Genomic DNA, 19,993 nt, shown 5'->3' on the forward strand with positions numbered 1-19,993 from the left:
TCCGGCTCGGCAGCGACGATAGCGTCGGCAGCCTGGGCGCCGGAGACTGCTGCGAGTGCAGCAGCGGAGCCGAGAAGAAGGCTCTTGATGTTCATTTCTGACCTCCAGTCAAAAGTTTCAAACGGGTCTGGGTATTTTGCTGAAGGACAGCGTTCCCTGCCCCATCCCCAACACTTGAGAAGTCGGACGATCAACCGCCCTTGCTTCCGGAGTTGAAAATACAAGACGCGGTCGGCGGCGCAATCACCAACTTGCAAGTCCGATGGCTTTCGCCGACCCTTCCCCATGCGCTGTTGCTGAAACGACACAAAATTGCCCTGCGCGGGCCGAACTCTTAACAAGCGGTTAAGAAAATCCTTTGCGAGCAAGGCGTTAGCGAGGCCGAACCTTGCGCCAGGCTGGCCGGGAAAGCGGCAAAACCGTGGCCTGCGGCTGCCGGCTGCGCCTGCTTCGGCCCTCCAGGAGCCTCGTCCGGTTTCCGCCGGGGCGGTGCGTGAGGCCGTTCGGGCCAGCCTCCAGCCCTGCGACTCGCTTCCGCGATGCTGCCGATTCTGTCTCCCGGGCTGCATCGCGTCCGCTCCATGGGTGAGCTCGATGAGAACAACAGGCAGGGGCGGTTCGCCGCGCGGGTGCCTTGCCGCGGCGTTTGCCGAGGCAGCGCGGAAATCCATGTTCGCTGGGACTTTCGTAAGTGCCGCCTCATTTCTGACTGGAGGTCAGAAATGAACATCAAGAGCCTTCTTCTCGGCTCCGCTGCTGCACTGGCAGCAGTTTCCGGCGCACAGGCAGCCGACGCGATCGTCGCTGCCGAGCCGGAAGCAGTTGAATACGTCAAGGTCTGCGACGCATTCGGCAAGGGCTACTTCTACATCCCCGGCACCGAGACCTGCCTGAAGATCGGCGGCTACATCCGCACGCAGATCAACTTCAAGGAAAACGGCTACGGCAACGGCAAGGGTGACTATGATCCTTTCGGGCGTGGCTACCTGACGTTCGAAGCAAAGTCCGACACCGAGTACGGCGCGCTGACGGGCTATATCAACCTGGAGTTCGACGACGCGGATAATGCGGGCGCGGGGAAGATTCTCGATGGCGCCTGGATCAACATCGCCGGCTTCGACATCGGTTACTTCTACAACTGGTGGGACGATGGCATCGCCGGTGAAACCGACGGCCTCGGCTCGAACCTGACGAACGCTATTCGCTACACCTATGAGGGCGGCGGCTTCATCGCTGGCGCCGCTATCGAAGAGATCGAAAACGGCACTGACTCGGACAGCAACAACAATATCGGCGTCGATGGCAAGATCGGCTACACGGTTGGTGGCGTGAGCGCCTACGGTCTCGCCGCCTACGACTTCGACGCAGAAGAGTCTGCCTATCGTGTTGTCGCCACGGCAGCCATCGGCCCCGGCACCTTTGCCATCGCCGGCCTCTATGCCACGGGCAAGAGCTTCTACTACAGCGATTCCAAGTGGGTGGTTGCCACCTCCTACGACCTGAAGGCTACTGACAAGCTCACGATCACGCCCGGCTTCCAGTACAGCGGCGATGTCGACTTCGTCGACGGCAAGGATGCCTGGAAGGCGGGTGTAGCCGCTGCCTACAAGATCACCGATGGGCTGAAGACGGTTGTTTCCGTTCAGTACAAGGACGTCGACGGCCCGAACGACAATCACTGGAGCGGCTACCTCCGCCTGCAGCGCGACTTCTAAGTCACGCTTGTCCGAGTCACGTCCTCGCTGCGCCGGTAGCGGGGACATTCGAAAAAATCAAGCCTGCAGTTCTAGCGAGCTGCGGGCCTTGTGGTTTTGGATTTTCGTGATTAAGAACTTGCTTCATGAGTTGTATATGAGATAACGTAATCGTGAACTTACCGATTTAGCTCGCTGCCAACAATCGGAGCTGTCGGCTCCCCGACCACCAGTCGCCTCGGATTCTCATCGGTCCGAGATCGCTGAACTGCGTCCTGCGTCCAGGGTGGTCGCGGCATGGGACGCGCAAGCATGATGGTCGGAACCGCATCCGCGTTCCGGCGATCGAAGACAGACGGACGACCAATTCCCCAAGGGGCTCGCTCCCGGAGGGGCCAGAAGACGGCGCGGAGACGTGCTAGACTGGAGAAAGCGCAATGACTTTAATGGAACCGAGATCGGCCGTTTCGCTGCCCTATGGCAGCCCACCGGGCTTTTCCTACCGTCTGCATGCCGGCGGCACCGAAGCCCCACGAACCCATACCCTCGTCACCCTTTTGGACCGCTATGGCGACACGCTCTGGGAAGCCGGCCGCCACAAGGACAATGTCATCGCCTTCATCCATGATCTCTATGCCATGATGCCGAAGAAGGAGTTTTCCCGCTTCGGCCAGGCGGAGCTCGACCAGCTGGTCTCCGCCCTGCGGCTGAAGGGCAACAGCAATGCGACGATCAACCGCAAGATCTCGGCCTTGAGCAAGCTTTTGCGCAAGGCGCAGAAGATGGGCGACATTCCGGGCCTGCCGGATTTCTCGCGGCAGAAGGAGCGCGCCGGCCGCATTCGCTTCCTGGAGCTCGAGGAGGAGGATCGGCTGTTTGCGGCAATCGGCGCCCGCTCGGAACTCTATCGGAGGCTCTGCATCTTCCTGGTCGATACCGGGGCGCGGCTTGGCGAGGCGCTGGGTCTGCGCTGGAACGATGTCCAGGGGGCGCTCGCCACCTTCTGGATCACCAAATCCGGCCGCAGCCGCTCCGTGCCGCTGACACGCCGGGCGCTGGAGGCGATCGGCCAGACGCGTGGACGCGGCCTCGGCCCTTTTGCCGGCATCGACCAGCAGCAGTTTCGCGCTGTCTGGAAACAGGCCAAGGAAGAGGCAGGCTTCTTCGACGACAAGGATCTCGTGCCGCATGTGCTGCGCCACACCTGCGCCTCGCGCCTCGTGCGCGGCGGCATCGATATCCGCCGCGTTCAGATGTGGCTCGGCCATCAGACGCTGCAGATGACCATGCGCTACGCCCACCTCGCCTCGGCCGATCTGGCGCTCTGCGTGCCGGTCCTCGAGCGCGCGCAGCCGGCGGCGACGCCGAAACCCAAAAGCCGGCGCCGCTGAGAGGCGCCGGCTTCTGCCGGAGAGACGAAGGCTCGCCCGGATGCGCCCGCCTGAGGGGTCCGCCCCAGCACCGGCGAGCGGGGCTCGCTGGCGCCGGTGGCCGGCTTGGGAGGATGGCGGACGATGGAAAGGCCCTATCGAGCGCGGGTCTGTGGCTGCCCTTGCGCCTGCGGATCAGCATAGGCGGGGGCGGCATGAGACCGAGGCCAGCCGACACCGGGACGGATGCAATCCTTCGGTCGGCGACCCGGCTTAGACCTTGGCGGTGGCGCCCGCTTCCCTCAAGGCCGCAAAGCGCATGGTCACCGTGCGCAGATTGTCGTTGAGCCAGGCAGCCATCGCCCGTTCCTCGTCCAGATTGGCCGTCAGCGGCGCAACCGCGGCGGGGAAGCCGCCGAGTTCCGCGACGGTAATGAGTGAACGATAGGCGGCGATCTCGAAATTCTCGAAGGCGTAGTTGGCGAAGGAGTTCTTGAGAATCTCATCGCCCGCCACCGTATGGCCGAGCGCGGCCAGGGAGCCCGTCAGCGACAGAGCCATGTCCTTCAGCGTGGAGTGATCTTCTGACAGGCTGTCGAGCACGCCCTCGATGCGGGTAATCTGGCCCTCGGTTTCGCGAATATGCTGCTCCAGCTTGGCCGCCACCTCGGGATAGTTCTCGATCCGCGCGACCTGCGGCTTCATGATCGAGAGCGCCTGGTTCTCCATGGCATGGGCGTTCTTCAGTCCGGTTACAAAAATCTCTCTTACATCAGTCGCCATGCGGCCTCTCCTCGGTCTTCAAACATGTCAGGGTTCCAACATCGAGCCCACCCAACCGAGCCTCCGCCGATTGGTTCCCGGCAGACGCGGTCCCGCGACCGGCCGCGCGCCATCTCCCTCCCCATGAACCGAAGTCGCTACTGGGCGTAGAAGAGAATGGGTCGCACAGCAGCAAGACGCCTCGCCGCCTCCGCCCCCGGCCTGATTGGCGGTGGCAGATCATCTTCGACGGCGCATCGGCGCATCTCGGGCCGTCATTTCTCGAAGCATAAGGACGACCGATGGCGAGATCAGCCGCCAAACCAGCGCAAAGCGGCGACCACCCCGTGTCGCGGCGGATCCTCGCGCTCTTCTATGGGCTGGCCGGCATCGGCCATTTCATGTTCGCCGCTCCGCTTCTGACGATCGTGCCCGCCTGGGTCCCCTTCCCGGCCTTTTTGGTGGCGGCAACAGGGGGCTTCGAAGTCATCGCGGCAGCCCTGCTGCTGGTTCCACATCCGCCGCTGCGGCGGATCGCGGCTGTCGGTCTGGCGCTCTATGCCATTGCTGTCTATCCCGCCAATATCCAGCACATGATCAATGATCTGGGGCGCGCCAGCGGCGGAATCGGCCTCTGGTACCATATTCCCCGCCTGCTCCTGCAGCCGCTCCTCGTCCTCTGGCCACTGCAAGCCTGCGGCCTTCTCCGCCGCTCCATGCCAAACAAAAACCCTCCCGCACGGTGAGGCGCAGGAGGGTTGGGCAGGTCGATCGTGGAGAGCCGGGCGAGTGATCGGATCTCGACCGCGTCTTGGCGCTGCTTGGCACAGCCGGCAATGGAACGCTCTGACCACGGTCCGCCTCAGGCACCCGATCGAGAGAACCGGTCCTGCGAGTGGTCGGGACAGCGTTGCCGCAAAGACAGGCGCAGCCGGCTCGCAGCCGCCTGCACTCTCCACCTGCTTGATCAACGCTTAGCGGGTGCGGCCGAAGAGCCAGGCCGCCGCAGCCACGATGGCGGCCGCTGCCAGCGGGCGCTCGCGTACGCTGCGGGCGAGATCGGTGACATAGGCGTCCAGCGTCGCGCCGGCATCGGCCGCGCTGCGGGGCCGCGTATGACCGCGCATCTCGCCGGACCAGCGCGATCCGCTGCGATCCGCCGTATGGCGCGAGGGCATGGTGGTGCCGCTGGCTGAGATCGGGTCCGAGGCCGGGAAGGTGTCCTTCAGCGCATCGTCGAGATCACCCGCCGCGCCGTTGACCGCCTGCCGTTCCTTTTCGCGCCGGATCGATTGCACGGCCGGCGAAATATTGCCCGGATTACTCATGGTCATTCTCCCTGTTGCTTCCGCCGCACAACACGCAGGCCGGACGGAAGGTTCCGAAAGGGGTGAGAGTGGCGCGCTGACGAGGGTCGGGGCGGCTCAGCATGGCCCTGGACGCGAGGGCCGGGAGGTTCGACCATGAGAGGATCGAGCAGCCCTTGAATTTGCCACCATCTATATCATCTTGAATGATAGTGGCAGCCATGAAGCGGGCGCTGTCATTTTCAGGGCGACACGCACCCTGGCCCCAACCAGGAGGACGTCATGTCTTCCAATCTCAGGCATCATTGCTTTCGCCAAAACGCCCGTCCGTCGATGGCTCAGAAGATGAGCGGTCGAGAAGCAGCGGCAGCGTTTCCACGCTCTGGAACGGGGTGTCTCCCCATTGTCCAAGGCGAACTCGCGCTCATCTCGAGTGGGGGGCCATACTGACATGCCTCTCAGCTTCATTAACCCGTCCCGCAGCTTCGACCCTCGGCGTTCGTCCATACGCTTCGTTGGCCATGACGGCCTGAAACAGATCCTATTTCTTCTGCCAGTCGCCCTCTTTCACCAGGAAGGCGTCTCCCCGAACCGTTTAGAGCGCGACTATCTGCTGGCGTTCGATCGGTTCAAAGGCAGAATCTTCGAAACGGCGATCGCAGCTTACAAGAGAAAACGTGAGACGATGATCGAGCTGGACCGTAAGGCGCTTGGCTCGAGCTTGACCTTATCTGCTTGATCGCAAGCCTCCGAGTATAGGAAAAATCATGCCGTATCCGTTGGAACTCTGCATACCGACTATTGTCATTTCGGGATTGGCGTCACTCGCCATGCCAATCTGAATGGCAACCGCCCCCCATGATCAGAAATTGTTGCGAACGCTCCTGAAGCGAGCCGGGTATGAGACGTCGGAGCTCGCCTCTGCAAGCGGACCCGACGCGGCAAGGGAACAACGGCTGATCCTGCGCATCCAAGACGGCATGGTCATGCGTGACTCGTACCTGTCGGGTGACCGGGATGATCACCCGCAGAGCGCAGCGGCATTATCGCGCTGGGAGAATGAGGGCGGCACGGCATCGGTCGTCCGTCCGGCCGCGGCGGAAGCCGAGGTTGACGATGAAGAAGCCCAGTGAAGTCATTGTCCTGGCTGACGTGCGCGCTCGGTCCGCTGCGGCCGGGAAAATGACACTGACTGTCGTCGGAGAACGCCCGCAGGGAACCGATCAAGCTTGCTGCACTGTGCATCCGTTTCAAAAGGCGGAGCTTGTAGACCCCAAAAAGGCGGACTGACGCAAACGCCTGTTTCAGCGTCGTCACTCGCTCAAACAGGCCCAACACCTCTCAAGGAGAGAGCCAATGTTCACGCGAACAACCTCGAGGACGGTCCATTTCAACAGTCCTTTCACACTCCCTGGGGTGACCGGAAACTATCCGCCGGGCGACTACCGAATCTATGACGACGAGGAGCAGATCACCGGCATCTCCTGGCTGGCATACCGACGCATTTCCACAACGATGGAAGTGGTCGGACGTCAGAAGACCAGCCGCATCGACATAGATCCGCTGGATCTCGACGCAGCCCTTCATGAGGACACGCTGCGCACCCCGGTCAAGACAAGTCTGGCTGACCACACATAATCCAGGTTTTGCGCAGAAAACATCACAGGTTGGGGCCTTCCAACATCACGGAGATCCGGGGTCTCATCATTTCTCAACAGGAGCCCGAAAATGAATGTCGTGAGATGAGTAGAGCAGAATGCGCCGTCTTCTTGCGCGAACATGAAGTCGGTTCCTTGGGCTGCATCTACAACGGTAAGCCCTACGTGGTGCCAATCCGTTTCGTTTTCGATGAGGACAGGATTTACAGTTTCTCGCTGCCGGGAGAAAAAATCGAGAGCATGCGGCAGGATCCTCAGGTCTGCATTCAAGTTTATGCAGAAGAGACAGCGCAGTCTTGGAAGAGCGTTCTCGTTCGAGGCACGTATCATGAACTCCCAGACGATGAGGACGGGCATAGCTCGCATATGCGGGCTTGGTCCCTCCTGCAAAAGAGGGGCAATTGGTGGGAGCCGGGCGCTTACAAGCCGGACAGCTTAGCCCCTTCCGGCACTTCCCTTGCACCCATCTTCTACCAAATCCAGGTTGAACAGATCTCGGGCCGTATCGCGGCCGCCTCAGACTAGAGGGATCAGCGCGGCGCGCGGTGCATGGTCAAGGTTGAGCCGGGGCGTCTTGTCGCTGATCCGGCAGAAGAGCGAACAAAGTTCTTTGGCACAGCAAGGCGACGGCTGATGTCCCGCGCCAAGGATCAGCCTGCGCCTGCAGGCACCCCGTAAAACCCTCGTCAGTTCTCGAGTTCGGCCGGCTGAAGTGCAACTCAGGCAAATCGGTCATGCCTTTCGAAGCGCCTTACCACCTCAAGACGCGTCGCGCTGCGACATGAAGCCAGTCGACGAGCGTTTCCGAAAAGCACGGAGAACTCGCGACACCGCGGCAGTTGCACCAGGCGGGGATGCCGGGTTTGCTGACGAGACTGCAGTCAGGCTGATGGTTCTCGATCATTGCGCTTCTTCCAGTTCTAGCCGTGGACAGCTGTCGGGCTCCACGAGTGAATAAGCGGTTGATGAGTGGAAAGGTCCGTTCCGCTCGAAGTTTGACCGGCGAAAGCTTGAACAGTCTCTTCCGTAGGCTGCCCGTCGACCGATGCCGCCGCACGGCTTTGCATGGTGGCAGTTCTGCTGACAGGGAGTGCGGGGCCCGGATCAACTGACCAATGCGCATTCGCATATCGGAAGGCGCTGATACGGAGGCGGCACAAAGGCGAAGCTGCGCTTTTCCACATCGTTCGGGGAATCATGAACGGCAGGACATCAGACCGAGACAAGCTCGAAACCTTTTAGCCCGCAAGGACCGATCGGCCCCGCAAGCTGTTCATTCAACGCGAAGAAGCAGCTTCGAATCTCAGGCCCGTCTCGAGCCCCGCCGCAACCCGCAGTCCGCTGCCAATCGTCCAATGCCGCCCGGCATCCAGAGGGAAATGGCAAATGAACCGGGGACGCCAAAAGGCTGCACCCAGATCGAAGTGCGGAAACAAGGAATTGAACCGGGTAAATGGCGGAGAAGATGGGATTCGAACCCACGATACCGTTTCCGGTATACTCCCTTAGCAGGGGAGCGCCTTCGACCACTCGGCCACCTCTCCGTCACGCGCTTGACTAGAGAGAGGCGCCCGGCTTTGCAAGGGTTTTTTGCGGAAGATCTGCAAAGAGCCTTGCTGGTCTCAGTCTTCGTCGTCGATGCGGTTGCGGCGCAGCAGCTTGAGCGAGCGGTCCGGCTCGACGCGGTAGACCTCTTCGGCGCGGTGGCCATATTCGTCGGTCAGTTGACTGGTAAAGGTGCTGCCGATCGGCGCCTTGCTGAGGCGGCTTTTCGGCTGGCCGCCATAGGTGATGCTGCCGGGGATGGGTTCCGGACCGGCATCGGCGGTGGACGAGCACCCGGCAAGCAGGGTCAGGGCGGCAAGGGCATGGAGGATCGGTTTCATCGCGCGTTCCCGGATCGGTGGCCGCGGGCCAATGCCCGCCTCACGCTTCATATGGCGCAGCCGCGCCCGCCGTCACCCCGCCGGTCAGCCCTCACGCCCGTCACTTCGGCGTGAGCAACGGTGCCCGGACAGAGCAGGAACAACAAGCGTCCCGATAGCCGATTGCCGACTGTCGATTGCCGATCCCTGGCAATACCGCCTTACCAATTCAAGCCAACTCAAGCACCTGGCCGCCTCTATGCGTCAGTGCTTGCTTTACCTTTTCTTGAAAGACTCGGGCAAGGCTTGGAGGGCATAGTAGGGCGGTAGGTGACGTGCGAGTGACGGAGTTTCCAGAATGTCGATGATCATGCACAGAGCGGAACCGCGGCCCGGCGCTGTGGCGACGACCTACAGGCATTTCTACATCGAGCGTCCCTGCCGCATCCTCGTCGTCGCCGACCGGCTGAAGCCGAAGACCAAATATCAGGGCCTGATTCGCCATATTTCGATCGGCGGCGTGATGATCGATTTCAATGCTGCCATTCCGCTCCCGCCGCATTTTTTCGTCGAGATCGTCGGCTTCGAGGGCGAGCACGGCGCGACGCGGGTGCACAGGGTCGGCACCGAGCTCGGCGCCCGGTTCAACATGCCGTTGCCGAGCGATTATGTGAGCCGCATCATCCGCGCCGAATTCGCAACCGGCGGCCTCCCCTCGCGCTGAGCCCAAGCGTTTCCCTCCCCTTCGCCTCTCCTGCTTGATCCAGTGGCCGGCCCACAGCGTAGCGGGAGAAACTGGGAGACGCTTGATGAAAACCTTTCTTGTGGCCTATGCCGGAACGCTCGCTTCGTTTCTCGCGCTCGATGCCGTCTGGCTCGGCATCGTGGCACGCAGCTTCTATCGCAATCAGCTGGGCGAGCTGATGCTCCCGCAGCCGAATTTCGTTTTCGCGGCCGTCTTCTATCTGTTCTTCGCCGCCGCCATCGTCATTCTCGCCGTGCTGCCGGGGTTGAAAGCAGGGTCGCTCTCCACCGCCCTCCTCTACGGCGCCGTGCTCGGCCTTGCCGCCTATGGCACCTATGACATGACCAATCTTTCCACCTTGAAGGGCTGGCCGATGGCGATGAGCTTCGTCGACATGAGCTGGGGCACTGTGCTGACCGGCGTCTCCGCCGTCTGTGGCCTGCTGGCCGCTCGCCTCGTCTCGGCAGGCTGAAACAGGTCGGGGCATCCCGAGACGGATCGGACCGGGTGGCGGCAGCGGGCGCGCATGCTATAGCTGGCGCCCCCCAGCTATCCCGGAATCGCCTTCATGACCGGCTTTGCCCGCTTCACGCCCCTCGTCCAGTCCCTTCCCGCCACCGTGCCCTTCGTCGGGCCGGAGGCGATCGAGCGGCAGAAGAGGCGCGCCGTCGCCGCCCGCATCGGCGCCAATGAGAGCGGCTTCGGCCCCTCGCCCTCCGTGATCGACGCCATGCGTGCCGCGGCCGCCACGGTTTGGATGTATAATGATCCCGAGAATTTCGCTTTGAAGCAGGCGCTTGCCGCCCACCTCGGCATCTCGCCCGCGCATTTGGCGATCGGTGAAGGCATCGATGGGCTACTCGGCCAGATCGTGCGGCTGGTGATCGAGCCCGGCCAGCCGGTCGTCACCTCGCTCGGCGGCTATCCCACCTTCAGTTTCCATGTGGCGGGCCATGGCGGCAGGCTGGTCACCGTGCCCTATCACGAAGATCGGGAGGATCTGGATGGGCTCCTCGACGCGGTCCGGCGCGAAGCGGCGCCACTCGTCTATCTCGCCAATCCCGACAATCCGATGGGCAGCTGGTGGCCGGCCGATCGTGTGGTCGAGTTTGCCCTCGCGCTCCCCGAGACCACGCTGCTGGTGCTCGACGAAGCCTATGGCGAGACGGCGCCGGCGGGAACGATCCCGCCGATCGCCGCACTCCTCGACCGGCCGAACGTCATGCGCACCCGCACCTTTTCCAAGGCCTATGGCCTGGCCGGCGCGCGGATCGGAGCGGTGGTTACCGCGCCCGACAATGCTCGCGCCTTCGACAAGATCCGCAACCATTTCGGCATGAACAGGCTCGGCACCGCCGCCGCGCTGGCCGCGCTCGCAGACCAAGCCTACCTCGGCGATGTCGTGACCCGCATTGCCGACTCGCGCGCACGGATCGGCGAGATCGCGCGCGGCTGCGGGCTCTCACCCCTGCCTTCGGCCACCAATTTCGTTGCGGTCGATTGCGGCCGCGACCAGCTCTATGCCCGCGCGATCGTCGACCGGCTGATGGACGATCACGGCGTCTTCATCCGCATGCCGGGCGTGGCCCCGCTCAATCGCTGCATCCGCATTTCCGCCGGGCCCGAGCCGGAGATGGCGCGGCTGGCCGAGGCTCTGCCCGCCGTGGTTGCCGCGCTCGGCTGATCGACCGGGACGTGAAAAAGGCGCCGGCCGGGGCCGACGCCTTTCCGAGATGCTTTGTCGTATGGCTCAGTTGACCGAGGTCAGCGTCATCGAGGTGCCGGTGGCGGCCACGTTGAGGCCGACCTGGCCCTGCAGGCTCAGAAGCTGCAGGTGGATGGAGCCGGAGGTGCCGCCGGTCAGCACATTGGCACCGACGCCGACTCCTAGAGTGGCTTCGGCGGTCGCGCCCTGGTAGAGGCCGGCCAGCGAGCCATGGTGATAGCCGGCGGTCGGCGCCATGACGAGCCAGACCATGCGGGCCTGAGTGGTGAAGCCGAGGTCGATGCCGAGCTTGCGCACCGCACCCGAATAGCTATCCACCGGCTCACCATCGATCGAGGACTTGAAGTCGCAATCGACTTCCTTGGCGGAGCCGAGAATATAGCCGGCGCCGCCGGCGATGCGGCAATCGAGATAGCCGATCTTCACGCCGTTGCGGGCGCCGCCATCGCGATAGACCGGGGCGGCCTCGACGGGATCGGCAGCCAGGCTCGGAAGGGCGCTGAAGGACAGCGCGGCAGCGCAGACGGTGCTGGCGAGGGAAAGTTTCATGAAAGTCTCCTGTCAGAACGAGATACGCAACGTTCACCCCATGAGGGAGGCCACTGGAACAGGGCCAAAATGCGTTCAGCGCTTTCTAACGCACGAAACTCCGTTTCGATCCATTCGCGCATGTTGCAATGCGGTGACAGGGAGGAAAATGCCGCCGGCACCGCAGCGAAGCAAACGCAGCGGCGCCACTGGCAGCTCGGTCCGACGGGCCGCCGCGGCGGCCCTCGTCAGTCATCAGCGGCAGATCAGGGATGGCAAGATCAGTGGATGGTCATCCATTCCCGCGCGGCACGCAGGGCCGCAGCCAGTTCGCTCTTCGACATGGTGGTGGAGAGATCGGCCCTTAGCGCCGCGGCGCGGTCCGAGCCCTTGATGGCGGCAATGTTCAGCCATTTATGCGCAGCGACGAGATCCACGGCGCAGCCGCGGCCGGTTGCATACATGAGGCCCATCTCGCAGAACGCTTCGGCGCGGTTCTCGCCGCCGAAATTGACTTCGGATGGGGTATGGAATTCGAAGCGTGCCATGGTCGTGTCCCTGTTTCGATCTGTTGGTCTTGCCGTTTTCAGTCCCTGTTTTCGCCGTCCGGCCCGGCCCTCTTTTCGGGGCCCGTGGCTCTGTCCGGCGTCTTGGCGAGGCTTCATGCTCCCCGCTCGTTTTGATGGACCTACTCTAGCCCGGGCCCTTCAATAGGCGCTTAAAATGCATGATTAATTTGAGCCGAACAAAGTTCAAACAGTTGGTAAACTTGGATTTTCGTTAAACATCGGAGGCGCTGTGCTGCCGGGCTTGGCGTTTCAACTTTACCTTTCCTTCACCGCTGGTTTTCAACGCTTCCCTAACCATGGCGCCGAAAGCCAGAGCGCCCAAGGAGCGTTGGGATCCAGCCGCTGCGGGCAATCTCGACATTCCGTTTACCTGCGCGTAAAGGCGGATGCGGCATGGGAGATGCCTGGAGGAGATCATGATGACCCATATGTACTGGGCCGCGCGCCTTCTGGCCGGCGGGCTTCTGGCCGCAGTTCTCGTCGCGACGCCTTCTTTTGCGGCCGAACCGATCCTCGGGACATGGAAGACGGCGAGTGGAGAGACGGCGGCGATCGCCCCCTGCGGCGGCGCCTTCTGCATCACGCTCAAGACCGGCAAGCATGCGGGGAAGCGCATCGGCGAACTGAGCGGCAGCGCACCGCGCTATACGGGTGAGATCACCGATCCGGCCAATGACAAGACCTATAGCGGCTCGGCCGCTCTGTCCGGCGACCAGTTGAAGCTGCAGGGCTGCGTCTTGAAGGTGCTCTGCCGCTCGCAGAGCTGGTCACGGCTATAGGAGCAACCGAGACCCTCTGTCGAAGCGTTCGAGTTCTTGGGCTCGCTGTCCGCCACATGTCGCGGCGGGATCGCAGCAGCCCTGCGGCGACGCGGGGGGCGAGCGGCAATCACTGGTTCTGGGGAGCCGCCTCCAACATTCCCTTAACTTTTAACTCCGAGACTGAGGGAGCTGTAACCGTTCCCTCCGACAATGGATCGTCGAGACTCAGTGGCAGAAGCGACCGAGGTCGGCACGCAGGCCGCTGAGCGTCGCCGTCCATTCCCGGACTGCCGTCCTGTTTCAGTCTTAGAGGTTGCAAGCGATGAATTGGTCATCCGAGCTTGTTGATGCCGCCGAATCCTCCCGAGCTCTCATCGGGCTCTATGACCATGACAACCGACTGCAATATGCCAATGCCGCCTTCCGGCAGGCCTATTTTGTTGCGCCGGGCGAGAAGATCCTCTGGACGGATCTGATGCGCCGCAACTACCAGAACGGTCGCGGCACGCGTATCGAGACGGCGGAGATCGAGGCCTGGTTGGCGGGCGTGCTCTCCAGGCGTGGCAAGGACCAGCATCGGTCCTATGAAAGCGACCTGATGGATGGCCGCTGGATCTACATCACCCTCAGCTATCTTCCGAACGGCTGGTCGCTTTTCGTCGGCGTCGATGTGACGCAAATGAATGTCGATCATCGCGCACTGCGCATCAGCCAGGAACATGCGCAGCTCAGTGCCAATACCGACGAGCTGACCGGCATTTCGAACCGCCGCCACATCATGGAGCTGCTCACGAACTTCCTGAACGGCGCGCATTTCAGCGGCAAGACCGATGGCAGCGTCTGCCTGTTCGACCTGGATCACTTCAAGCGGATCAATGATGTCTACGGCCATCCCGCCGGCGACCAGGTGCTGGTGCATTTCGCCCGCACCGTGCGCGCCAATATCCGGGTCGAGGATTGTTTCGGGCGGCTCGGCGGGGAGGAGTTTCTGCTGTTCTTCCCCGGCCTGGCCTTCTGCCATACGGAACTCATCGTCAACCGCATCCTGGCCGAAGTCAGACGGTCCCTCCCCATCGCCGATACGCCGGCGCTGCGCTACACCTGCTCGGTCGGAATGACCGACGTGCGGGCGGGGGATACGCCGCGCATCATCTATGCGCGGGCCGACGAAGCGCTTTATTCGGCGAAAAGCGCGGGCCGCGACCGGGTGACGTTCGCGGCCTGAGCGATGTCATCGCGCCCGCTGGCCGAAGAGGATGGCTTGGGCGTCCTTGTCCTCGGAGAGATGTTTCTGCCGCTCGCGCTCTTCGCGCCCCACCTCGAAGCCGCGAATCACGGCGGGCCTGGCGGAGAGCGTCTCGAACCAACGCTTGAGATCGGGGAAGTCGTTCAGGTCCTGGCCATTGCCCTCGTGCTGGCGCACCCAGCCGACGCAGGCCATGTCGGCGATCGAATAGTCGCCTGCCAGGAAGTCGCGGTCGGCAAGCCGGCGGTTCATCACGCCATAGAGACGGTTGACCTCGTTGGTATAGCGATCGATGCCATAGGCGATCTTCTCCGGCGCGTAGTTGCGGAAGTGATTGGCCTGGCCGGCCATGGGGCCGAGCCCGCCCATCTGCCAGAACAGCCATTGCTCGACTTCGACCCGCGCACGCTCCTCGCTCGGGTAGAACCGCCCGAACTTGCGGCCGAGATATTGCAGGATCGCCCCGGATTCGAACACCGAGATGGGCTGGCCATCGGCCCCATCGGGGTCGACGATCGCCGGCATGCGGTTGTTGGGCGCGATCTTCAGGAAGTCCGGCTCGAACTGCTCGCCGCGGCCGATATTGACATATTTGACCGTATAGGGAGCGCCGAGCTCCTCCAGCATGATGGTGATCTTCCAGCCATTGGGGGTCGGCCAGTAGTAAAGCTCGATCGGGCTTGCCATGCGTCGTCTCCTCGTCAAGATTTTGCCAAACTAGGACGGAAGAACACAAAAGGAAACCGGTGGACCCGTGCGGATCCGTCGCCAGCCTCGGTGCCGGCATGCGCCGGGCAAAGCGCGCCCATTGCTGGAAAAAGAGCGAACGCGTGCAATGCACCATCTGACCTGAATGGCAGATGAACCAATGGCTCAGCAAGAGTTCAGTTAGCCTGTGCGATAAGCATCTCAACGCTCGAAAAAGAGCCCGATGCTTCTCCAACTGGACACAGGGACCATGGACATTCTCGCCCGCCGCCTCACCATCATCAGCCTGCTCATGGTCGTTTTCGCAATGAGCCTCGCTGCGGCCGTCAGCGCGGACACCGAGCGCCGCCGCCAGCACAACTATGCCACCACGCTCGCCGACTGCACCGCCCATACGGTCCAGTTCTGCAGGACCAAGCTCTGACGGCGGCCGTATTTCGCGCTGAGGATCGCTCCATGCGCCGCCTGTCCCACTCGCCGCTCTCAACCGCGTTGCGCATGCTGGTTCTCACCGCCATGCTGATGGCCCCGGTCGGGCTGTTTGCCTGGAGCCGGGTGAACGAGATCGCCACCCAGGGCCACGGCGCCGGCCTCGTCCTGCTGGTCACCCTGCAGCGCCAGGCGCTGACCTGATCCGCCGTTTCGGTGGCCGAGACGTTCTCCCGGCTGCCGATTGGCTGATCCTGTAATCTTCCATGGCCCGCCAGTCCCCTTCCCCGGTTTACGCCCAGTCGGCCGCCGCCCCCTGCCATCAAGATCCCCTCTGCCCCGTTCAAAAAACTGACTCAGAGCTTCCGGCTTCCTCCTACGGCAAACCCTTCCTTAGGCTGCCGGCCTCCTCGTGCGACATGACCCCTCCAGGCTGCCGCCCCGAGCCTGACGGCAAGACCCCCTCTGGGCTGCCGCCCATGTCCCCCACAAGGGGGGGAGAGCCCGGGGGCTGGGGCGCCGCTCCCAATCTTTCGTGTCGGGGATGTTAGGCTGCTAGCGTCTTTCGATCCTGAAAGGTGCTGCGCTTCCAATGGGCATTGAGCTGTTCAAGAGCGATGCAGTCACGCGGCTCCCCTCGATGCGGGCAAAGCGGCGCGGCCGGGTCTCTCCCCCCTTGTGGGGAAGATGGGCGGCAGCTTAGAGAGCGTCTTCCCTCCTATGCCGGCAACGCCAGAAAGGGTTGGCCGCCTTTGGCCGGCAGGCCAGAGGGGGTCTTCCCTCCTGCGCCGACAGCGCCATACGGAATCGTCTGTCCGCTCTCTCACCGCCAGCTCCACCACACGCTCCCCCTTGCCTTCCGCCGCCGCCTCGCCTCCACTGGCCGGATGCCAAACCCACCCCTCCTCCTCGTCTATCCGCTCGCCGCCCTGTGCGAGATCGCCGGCTGCTTTGCCTTCTGGGCCTGGCTGCGGCTCGATCGCTCGCCGCTCTGGCTCGTTCCGGGCTGCGCGGCGCTCGTCGCCTTTGCCCTTCTGCTGACGCTGGTGGAACAGCCCGCCGCCGGGCGCACCTTTGCGGCCTATGGCGGCATCTATATCGCCGCCTCGGTGATCTGGATGCGCCTTGTCGAGGGTATGTCGCCCGATCGTTATGATCTGGCCGGCGGCGCGCTGGCACTGGCGGGGGCCGCGCTGATCCTGGCAGCGCCGCGCTGATGTCGACTGTCCGTAAACCGACCGTGACTTGTCGTTTGCTTGTCAAGCGCGTCGACTTATAATGCCGCATGAACACACGAATCCCCTCGCCCGCCGCCCTCTCCGTCGCCACGCCGGCTCCCTTCGCGCCGCAGACCTTCACCGATCCCGTGGCGGCCGTGGATGCGCTTTCGGCGCTCTATGAGCGCAACACCGGCTTCCTGGTCGATGCCTTCAGCGCGCTTGCCACTGACCGGCCGCTGACCCGCTACCGCGCCTGCTATCCGCAGGTCTCGATCGAGACGAGCAGCTTCGGCCACATCGATTCGCGCCTTTCCTATGGCCATGTCACGGCACCGGGCGTCTATACGACGACGATCACCCGCCCGCGGCTCTTCCGCCATTATCTCAAGGAGCAGCTGGGGCTGCTGGTGCGCAATCACGGCGTCGGCATCACCGTCTCGGAATCAAGCGTGCCGATCCCGCTGCATTTCGCCTTCGAGGAAGGCGCCCATGTCGAAGCCTCGATGGCAGAGGCGATCGAGCTGCCGTTGCGTGACCTCTTCGACACGCCCGATCTTTCGACCACCGACGACGAGATCGCCAACGGCGCCTATGAGCCGGGCCCCGGCGAGCCCTTCCCGCTCGCGCCCTTCACCGCCCAGCGCATCGACTATTCGCTGGCTCGCCTCAGCCACTACACAGCGACCAGCGCTCGGCATTTCCAAAACTTCGTGCTGTTTTCCAACTACCAGTTCTATATCGACGAATTCTGCCTCTGGGCCCGCAAGCAAATGGCCGAGGGCGGCAACGGCTATACGGAATTCGTCGAGCCCGGCAACATCACCACCAAGGCTGGATCCGACCAGCCGGACAGTGACCTGTCGCTCGCCCGCCTACCGCAGATGCCGGCCTATCACATCAAGAAGAAGGGCCATGGCGGCATCACCGTCGTCAATATCGGCGTCGGGCCATCGAACGCCAAGACGATTACCGACCATATCGCCGTGCTCCGCCCTCATGCCTGGCTGATGCTCGGCCACTGCGCGGGGCTTCGCAACAGCCAGCGGCTGGGCGACTATGTTCTCGCCCATGCCTATGTGCGCGAGGACCATGTGCTCGACGACGACCTGCCCGTCTGGGTGCCGATCCCGGCGCTGGCCGAGGTGCAGCTGGCGCTCGAAGGCGCGGTGGCGGAGATGACCGGCTTCGAGGGCTATGACCTCAAGCGCATCATGCGCACCGGCACGGTCGCCACCATCGACAACCGCAACTGGGAACTGCGCGACCAGCGCGGCCCGGTCAAGCGCCTGTCACAGTCGCGCGCCATCGCGCTCGACATGGAATCGGCCACCATCGCCGCCAATGGCTTCCGCTTCCGCGTGCCCTATGGAACGCTGCTCTGCGTTTCCGACAAGCCGCTGCATGGCGAACTCAAACTGCCCGGCATGGCCACCGCCTTCTACAAGACCCAAGTCAGCCAGCATCTGCAGATCGGCATCCGCGCGCTCGAAAAGCTTGCCGCCATGCCGCCGGAAAAACTGCACTCTCGCAAGCTGCGCAGCTTCTTCGAAACGGCGTTTCAGTGACGGTCGAAAGCAGACGAACGCGATATCGCTGCTTTCTTCCACTCCTCTCTTGATAAGAATATGCTTTACTTCTCCTGCAGCATGAGGCTGCTCTGGAGGGGTAATGCCATGCCGAAATACTCTCTGACGACCCCGCTCGGCCCGGACCGGGCCAGGTTGAATGGCGGGCTGTCGGGGGCGCGCAACAAGACCATGCTGACGCTGATCGGCAATCCACGCGGCAATTACTCGGCCGACTGCCGCTGGCCGACCAACAAGAAGGTACTGGACCTGATTGTCCAGAAGAATGTCGGGCCGTTCAAGGTTTCAGGACTGAAGCCGGCGGTCGAGACGCTCGAAGTGATCTTCGCCGAGATCCGCACGCATGAGCCGGAGATCTACGCCGTTCTCGGCACGGCGGGCATGCTCTGCTGCCGCTATGTGCGCGGCAGCACGACATCGATCAGCAACCATTCCTGGGGAACGGCCATCGACCTGACGCTCGAAGGGGTGCTGGACAAGCGCGGCGACGAGCGCGCGCAGGTCGGCCTGCTCGCGATCTACAAATACTTCAATACCCATTCCTTCTTTTGGGGCGCGGCCTTTCCCACGGAGGATGCCATGCATTTCGAGGCCTCGGAGCAGCTGATCCAGCAATGGTCGGCGCAGGGCCTGTTCGGGGATCGTCAGCCGCCTCTTTCGGACGAGATCTTCGAGCTTGGTGACCGCGGGCCGACCGTCAAGGAGCTGCAGGAACTCTTGAACCACAAGCTCGGCCTCGACCTGGATGCCGATGGCATCTTCGGCCCTGCGACCCGCGCAGCGGTGATGGAATTCCAGCGCGAACGGGGCCTGCCGATCACCGGCGCGCTGCTGCCGGCGCAACTGGATACGCTTGCCGCATAATCGCTCTTGCCCTCGCGGCTTACGGCGAGGGTTGCATCTCCTGGGGGCCGACCAAGAGCTTCAGCTCGCCGGCATGGACGCGCAGATCGACATCGCCGCGCAGCGGCAAGAGCTCGCCGTCCATTACGCAGTTGATCTTGTGATTGGCCTCCGGGAAATGCAGCACCACATGGGTGACGCTCTGCTCGGTGATGAGCGCGCTCTCGCGGAACTTGCCGCGCAGAATGTCGAAGGTCAGCCGCGCCACGCCGGCCGAGGTGAGCGGCGGCGCGGTGTAGAAGCCCAGATGCCCGCCATTGACGCTATCGGCATACATGAGCGAATTCGAGCCGAAATGATTGTTGGAAACAGAGAGCGCCGAGACCTTGCGCCGCTCGCGGACACCATCCACCTCGAAATCGATCTTGAACTTCGGCGGGTTCATGATCACGCCGATCGCCGCCCTCGTGCTGGCCGAGATCTTTCCGAGCCGTGAGGCGAAGCTGTAGGATTCGCGGTAGCGCACCATGCGGGCATGCAGACCCATGGAGAATTGGTGCACGAAGGCGCGGCCATTGGCGCTGCCGATATCGGCGTCGATCACATGCCCCTTGGCGAGCACTTCCAGAACCGCGGTGATATCGAGCGGCAGCTTCAGCGAGCGGGCGAAGAGGTTCATCGTGCCGGCCGGCACGATGCCGAGGGGAAGGCCCGACTTCCAGGCGACCGCCGCCGCGCCCGAGATCGTGCCGTCGCCCCCACCGGCAATCATCGCATCGAGATCGTCGCGCCGCGCCGTCTTTTCCAGCGCGTCCTCCATCTCCTTGCCGGCGACCACGGCCACCTCGATCTCATGGCCGGCCTCGTGGAAGATCTGCTCGACCTTCTGCGTGTAGGCCTCCATGTCGGTCGTTCGGAAGGTGCCGCCGTCGCGGTTGAAAATGGCTTTCAGCTTCATCGGGGGCGGCTCTCGGCT

Annotated in this window: 24 protein-coding genes and 1 tRNA gene; 17 read left to right on the forward strand and 8 right to left on the reverse strand. The window is 63.0% G+C overall.

Annotated elements, in window-relative coordinates:
• Positions 1 to 722 precede the first annotated feature (722 nt).
• Entirely contained in the window at positions 723 to 1,715 is a 993-nt protein-coding gene (locus ACLE20_RS00005) for a porin (RefSeq protein ID WP_410938204.1), read from the forward strand.
• Positions 1,716 to 2,131: 416 nt separating this feature from the next.
• A complete protein-coding gene (locus tag ACLE20_RS00010; RefSeq protein ID WP_410938205.1) occupies positions 2,132 to 3,085 on the forward strand; it encodes a tyrosine-type recombinase/integrase in 954 nt (317 codons plus the stop codon).
• Between the two features lie 252 nt (positions 3,086 to 3,337).
• On the opposite strand, the gene ACLE20_RS00015 is transcribed toward ACLE20_RS00010, so the two are convergent.
• Complete coding sequence (locus tag ACLE20_RS00015) at positions 3,338 to 3,847, reverse strand: ferritin-like domain-containing protein (protein WP_410938206.1); 510 nt, start codon at positions 3,845 to 3,847, stop codon at positions 3,338 to 3,340.
• A 281-nt stretch (positions 3,848 to 4,128) separates the two neighbouring features.
• Between ACLE20_RS00015 and ACLE20_RS00020 the strand changes: the two genes are divergently transcribed.
• Positions 4,129 to 4,572: a DoxX family protein gene (locus ACLE20_RS00020; RefSeq protein WP_410938207.1), complete on the forward strand. Its 444-nt coding sequence runs from the start codon at positions 4,129 to 4,131 to the stop codon at positions 4,570 to 4,572.
• A 228-nt stretch (positions 4,573 to 4,800) separates the two neighbouring features.
• Here the strand turns inward: ACLE20_RS00020 and ACLE20_RS00025 are convergent, their stop codons facing one another.
• A complete protein-coding gene (locus ACLE20_RS00025) occupies positions 4,801 to 5,154 on the reverse strand; it encodes a hypothetical protein (RefSeq protein WP_410938208.1) in 354 nt (117 codons plus the stop codon).
• Positions 5,155 to 5,584: 430 nt separating this feature from the next.
• Between ACLE20_RS00025 and ACLE20_RS00030 the strand changes: the two genes are divergently transcribed.
• From ACLE20_RS00030 to ACLE20_RS00045, 4 genes are all read left to right on the forward strand, one after another.
• A complete protein-coding gene (locus ACLE20_RS00030) occupies positions 5,585 to 5,872 on the forward strand; it encodes a DUF1488 family protein (protein WP_410938209.1) in 288 nt (95 codons plus the stop codon).
• 103 nt (positions 5,873 to 5,975) lie between these two features.
• Positions 5,976 to 6,266, forward strand: coding sequence for a hypothetical protein (locus ACLE20_RS00035; protein WP_410938210.1), 291 nt, complete (start codon positions 5,976 to 5,978; stop codon positions 6,264 to 6,266).
• 223 nt (positions 6,267 to 6,489) lie between these two features.
• Positions 6,490 to 6,771: a hypothetical protein gene (locus ACLE20_RS00040; protein WP_410938211.1), complete on the forward strand. Its 282-nt coding sequence runs from the start codon at positions 6,490 to 6,492 to the stop codon at positions 6,769 to 6,771.
• A gap of 104 nt (positions 6,772 to 6,875) precedes the next feature.
• Positions 6,876 to 7,316: a pyridoxamine 5'-phosphate oxidase family protein gene (locus ACLE20_RS00045; protein WP_410938212.1), complete on the forward strand. Its 441-nt coding sequence runs from the start codon at positions 6,876 to 6,878 to the stop codon at positions 7,314 to 7,316.
• Positions 7,317 to 8,245: 929 nt separating this feature from the next.
• Here the strand turns inward: ACLE20_RS00045 and ACLE20_RS00050 are convergent.
• Positions 8,246 to 8,335 (reverse strand) — tRNA-Ser (locus ACLE20_RS00050).
• A gap of 78 nt (positions 8,336 to 8,413) precedes the next feature.
• Complete coding sequence (locus ACLE20_RS00055) at positions 8,414 to 8,677, reverse strand: hypothetical protein (protein WP_410938213.1); 264 nt, start codon at positions 8,675 to 8,677, stop codon at positions 8,414 to 8,416.
• Positions 8,678 to 9,014: 337 nt separating this feature from the next.
• On the opposite strand from ACLE20_RS00055, the gene ACLE20_RS00060 reads away from it, so the two are divergent.
• The 3 genes from ACLE20_RS00060 (at position 9,015) to ACLE20_RS00070 (ending at position 11,085) form a co-directional block, all read left to right on the forward strand.
• Positions 9,015 to 9,380: a hypothetical protein gene (locus tag ACLE20_RS00060; RefSeq protein WP_410938214.1), complete on the forward strand. Its 366-nt coding sequence runs from the start codon at positions 9,015 to 9,017 to the stop codon at positions 9,378 to 9,380.
• A gap of 85 nt (positions 9,381 to 9,465) precedes the next feature.
• Positions 9,466 to 9,873, forward strand: a complete 408-nt coding sequence (locus tag ACLE20_RS00065) for a DUF2177 family protein (protein WP_410938215.1) — start codon at positions 9,466 to 9,468, stop codon at positions 9,871 to 9,873.
• Positions 9,874 to 9,969: 96 nt separating this feature from the next.
• Entirely contained in the window at positions 9,970 to 11,085 is a 1,116-nt protein-coding gene (locus ACLE20_RS00070) for a pyridoxal phosphate-dependent aminotransferase (protein ID WP_410938216.1), read from the forward strand.
• Positions 11,086 to 11,151: 66 nt separating this feature from the next.
• On the opposite strand, the gene ACLE20_RS00075 is transcribed toward ACLE20_RS00070, so the two are convergent.
• Both ACLE20_RS00075 and ACLE20_RS00080 read right to left on the reverse strand, forming a co-directional pair.
• Positions 11,152 to 11,676, reverse strand: coding sequence for a DUF992 domain-containing protein (locus ACLE20_RS00075; protein ID WP_410938217.1), 525 nt, complete (start codon positions 11,674 to 11,676; stop codon positions 11,152 to 11,154).
• 260 nt (positions 11,677 to 11,936) lie between these two features.
• The gene (locus tag ACLE20_RS00080) at positions 11,937 to 12,203 is read right to left on the reverse strand and encodes a sel1 repeat family protein (protein ID WP_410938218.1); all 267 of its coding nucleotides are present in this window, start codon (positions 12,201 to 12,203) and stop codon (positions 11,937 to 11,939) included.
• 437 nt (positions 12,204 to 12,640) lie between these two features.
• Between ACLE20_RS00080 and ACLE20_RS00085 the strand changes: the two genes are divergently transcribed.
• Both ACLE20_RS00085 and ACLE20_RS00090 read left to right on the forward strand, forming a co-directional pair.
• A complete protein-coding gene (locus tag ACLE20_RS00085) occupies positions 12,641 to 13,003 on the forward strand; it encodes a DUF2147 domain-containing protein (RefSeq protein WP_410938219.1) in 363 nt (120 codons plus the stop codon).
• A 304-nt stretch (positions 13,004 to 13,307) separates the two neighbouring features.
• The gene (locus tag ACLE20_RS00090) at positions 13,308 to 14,210 is read left to right on the forward strand and encodes a GGDEF domain-containing protein (protein ID WP_410938220.1); all 903 of its coding nucleotides are present in this window, start codon (positions 13,308 to 13,310) and stop codon (positions 14,208 to 14,210) included.
• A gap of 6 nt (positions 14,211 to 14,216) precedes the next feature.
• Here the strand turns inward: ACLE20_RS00090 and ACLE20_RS00095 are convergent, their stop codons facing one another.
• Complete coding sequence (locus ACLE20_RS00095; RefSeq protein ID WP_410938221.1) at positions 14,217 to 14,918, reverse strand: glutathione S-transferase N-terminal domain-containing protein; 702 nt, start codon at positions 14,916 to 14,918, stop codon at positions 14,217 to 14,219.
• A gap of 271 nt (positions 14,919 to 15,189) precedes the next feature.
• On the opposite strand from ACLE20_RS00095, the gene ACLE20_RS00100 reads away from it, so the two are divergent.
• The 5 genes from ACLE20_RS00100 to ACLE20_RS00120 all read left to right on the forward strand — a co-directional run bounded on the left by ACLE20_RS00100 (position 15,190) and on the right by ACLE20_RS00120 (position 19,038).
• Positions 15,190 to 15,363 carry a hypothetical protein gene (locus ACLE20_RS00100; protein ID WP_410938222.1) on the forward strand — a complete coding sequence of 58 codons (174 nt, stop codon included), beginning with the start codon at positions 15,190 to 15,192 and terminating at the stop codon, positions 15,361 to 15,363.
• Positions 15,364 to 15,395: 32 nt separating this feature from the next.
• Entirely contained in the window at positions 15,396 to 15,572 is a 177-nt protein-coding gene (locus ACLE20_RS00105) for a hypothetical protein (protein WP_410938223.1), read from the forward strand.
• Between the two features lie 683 nt (positions 15,573 to 16,255).
• A complete protein-coding gene (locus ACLE20_RS00110; protein WP_410938224.1) occupies positions 16,256 to 16,585 on the forward strand; it encodes a YnfA family protein in 330 nt (109 codons plus the stop codon).
• Between the two features lie 68 nt (positions 16,586 to 16,653).
• Complete coding sequence (locus ACLE20_RS00115; protein WP_410938225.1) at positions 16,654 to 18,153, forward strand: AMP nucleosidase; 1,500 nt, start codon at positions 16,654 to 16,656, stop codon at positions 18,151 to 18,153.
• Between the two features lie 108 nt (positions 18,154 to 18,261).
• A complete protein-coding gene (locus ACLE20_RS00120) occupies positions 18,262 to 19,038 on the forward strand; it encodes a peptidoglycan-binding protein (protein WP_410938226.1) in 777 nt (258 codons plus the stop codon).
• Positions 19,039 to 19,057: 19 nt separating this feature from the next.
• Here ACLE20_RS00120 and ACLE20_RS00125 read toward each other — a convergent pair whose 3' ends face one another.
• Positions 19,058 to 19,975, reverse strand: a complete 918-nt coding sequence (locus ACLE20_RS00125; RefSeq protein ID WP_410938227.1) for a diacylglycerol/lipid kinase family protein — start codon at positions 19,973 to 19,975, stop codon at positions 19,058 to 19,060.
• Between the last annotated feature and the right edge of the window lie 18 nt (positions 19,976 to 19,993).

This window comes from Rhizobium sp. YIM 134829 (assembly GCF_046546455.1).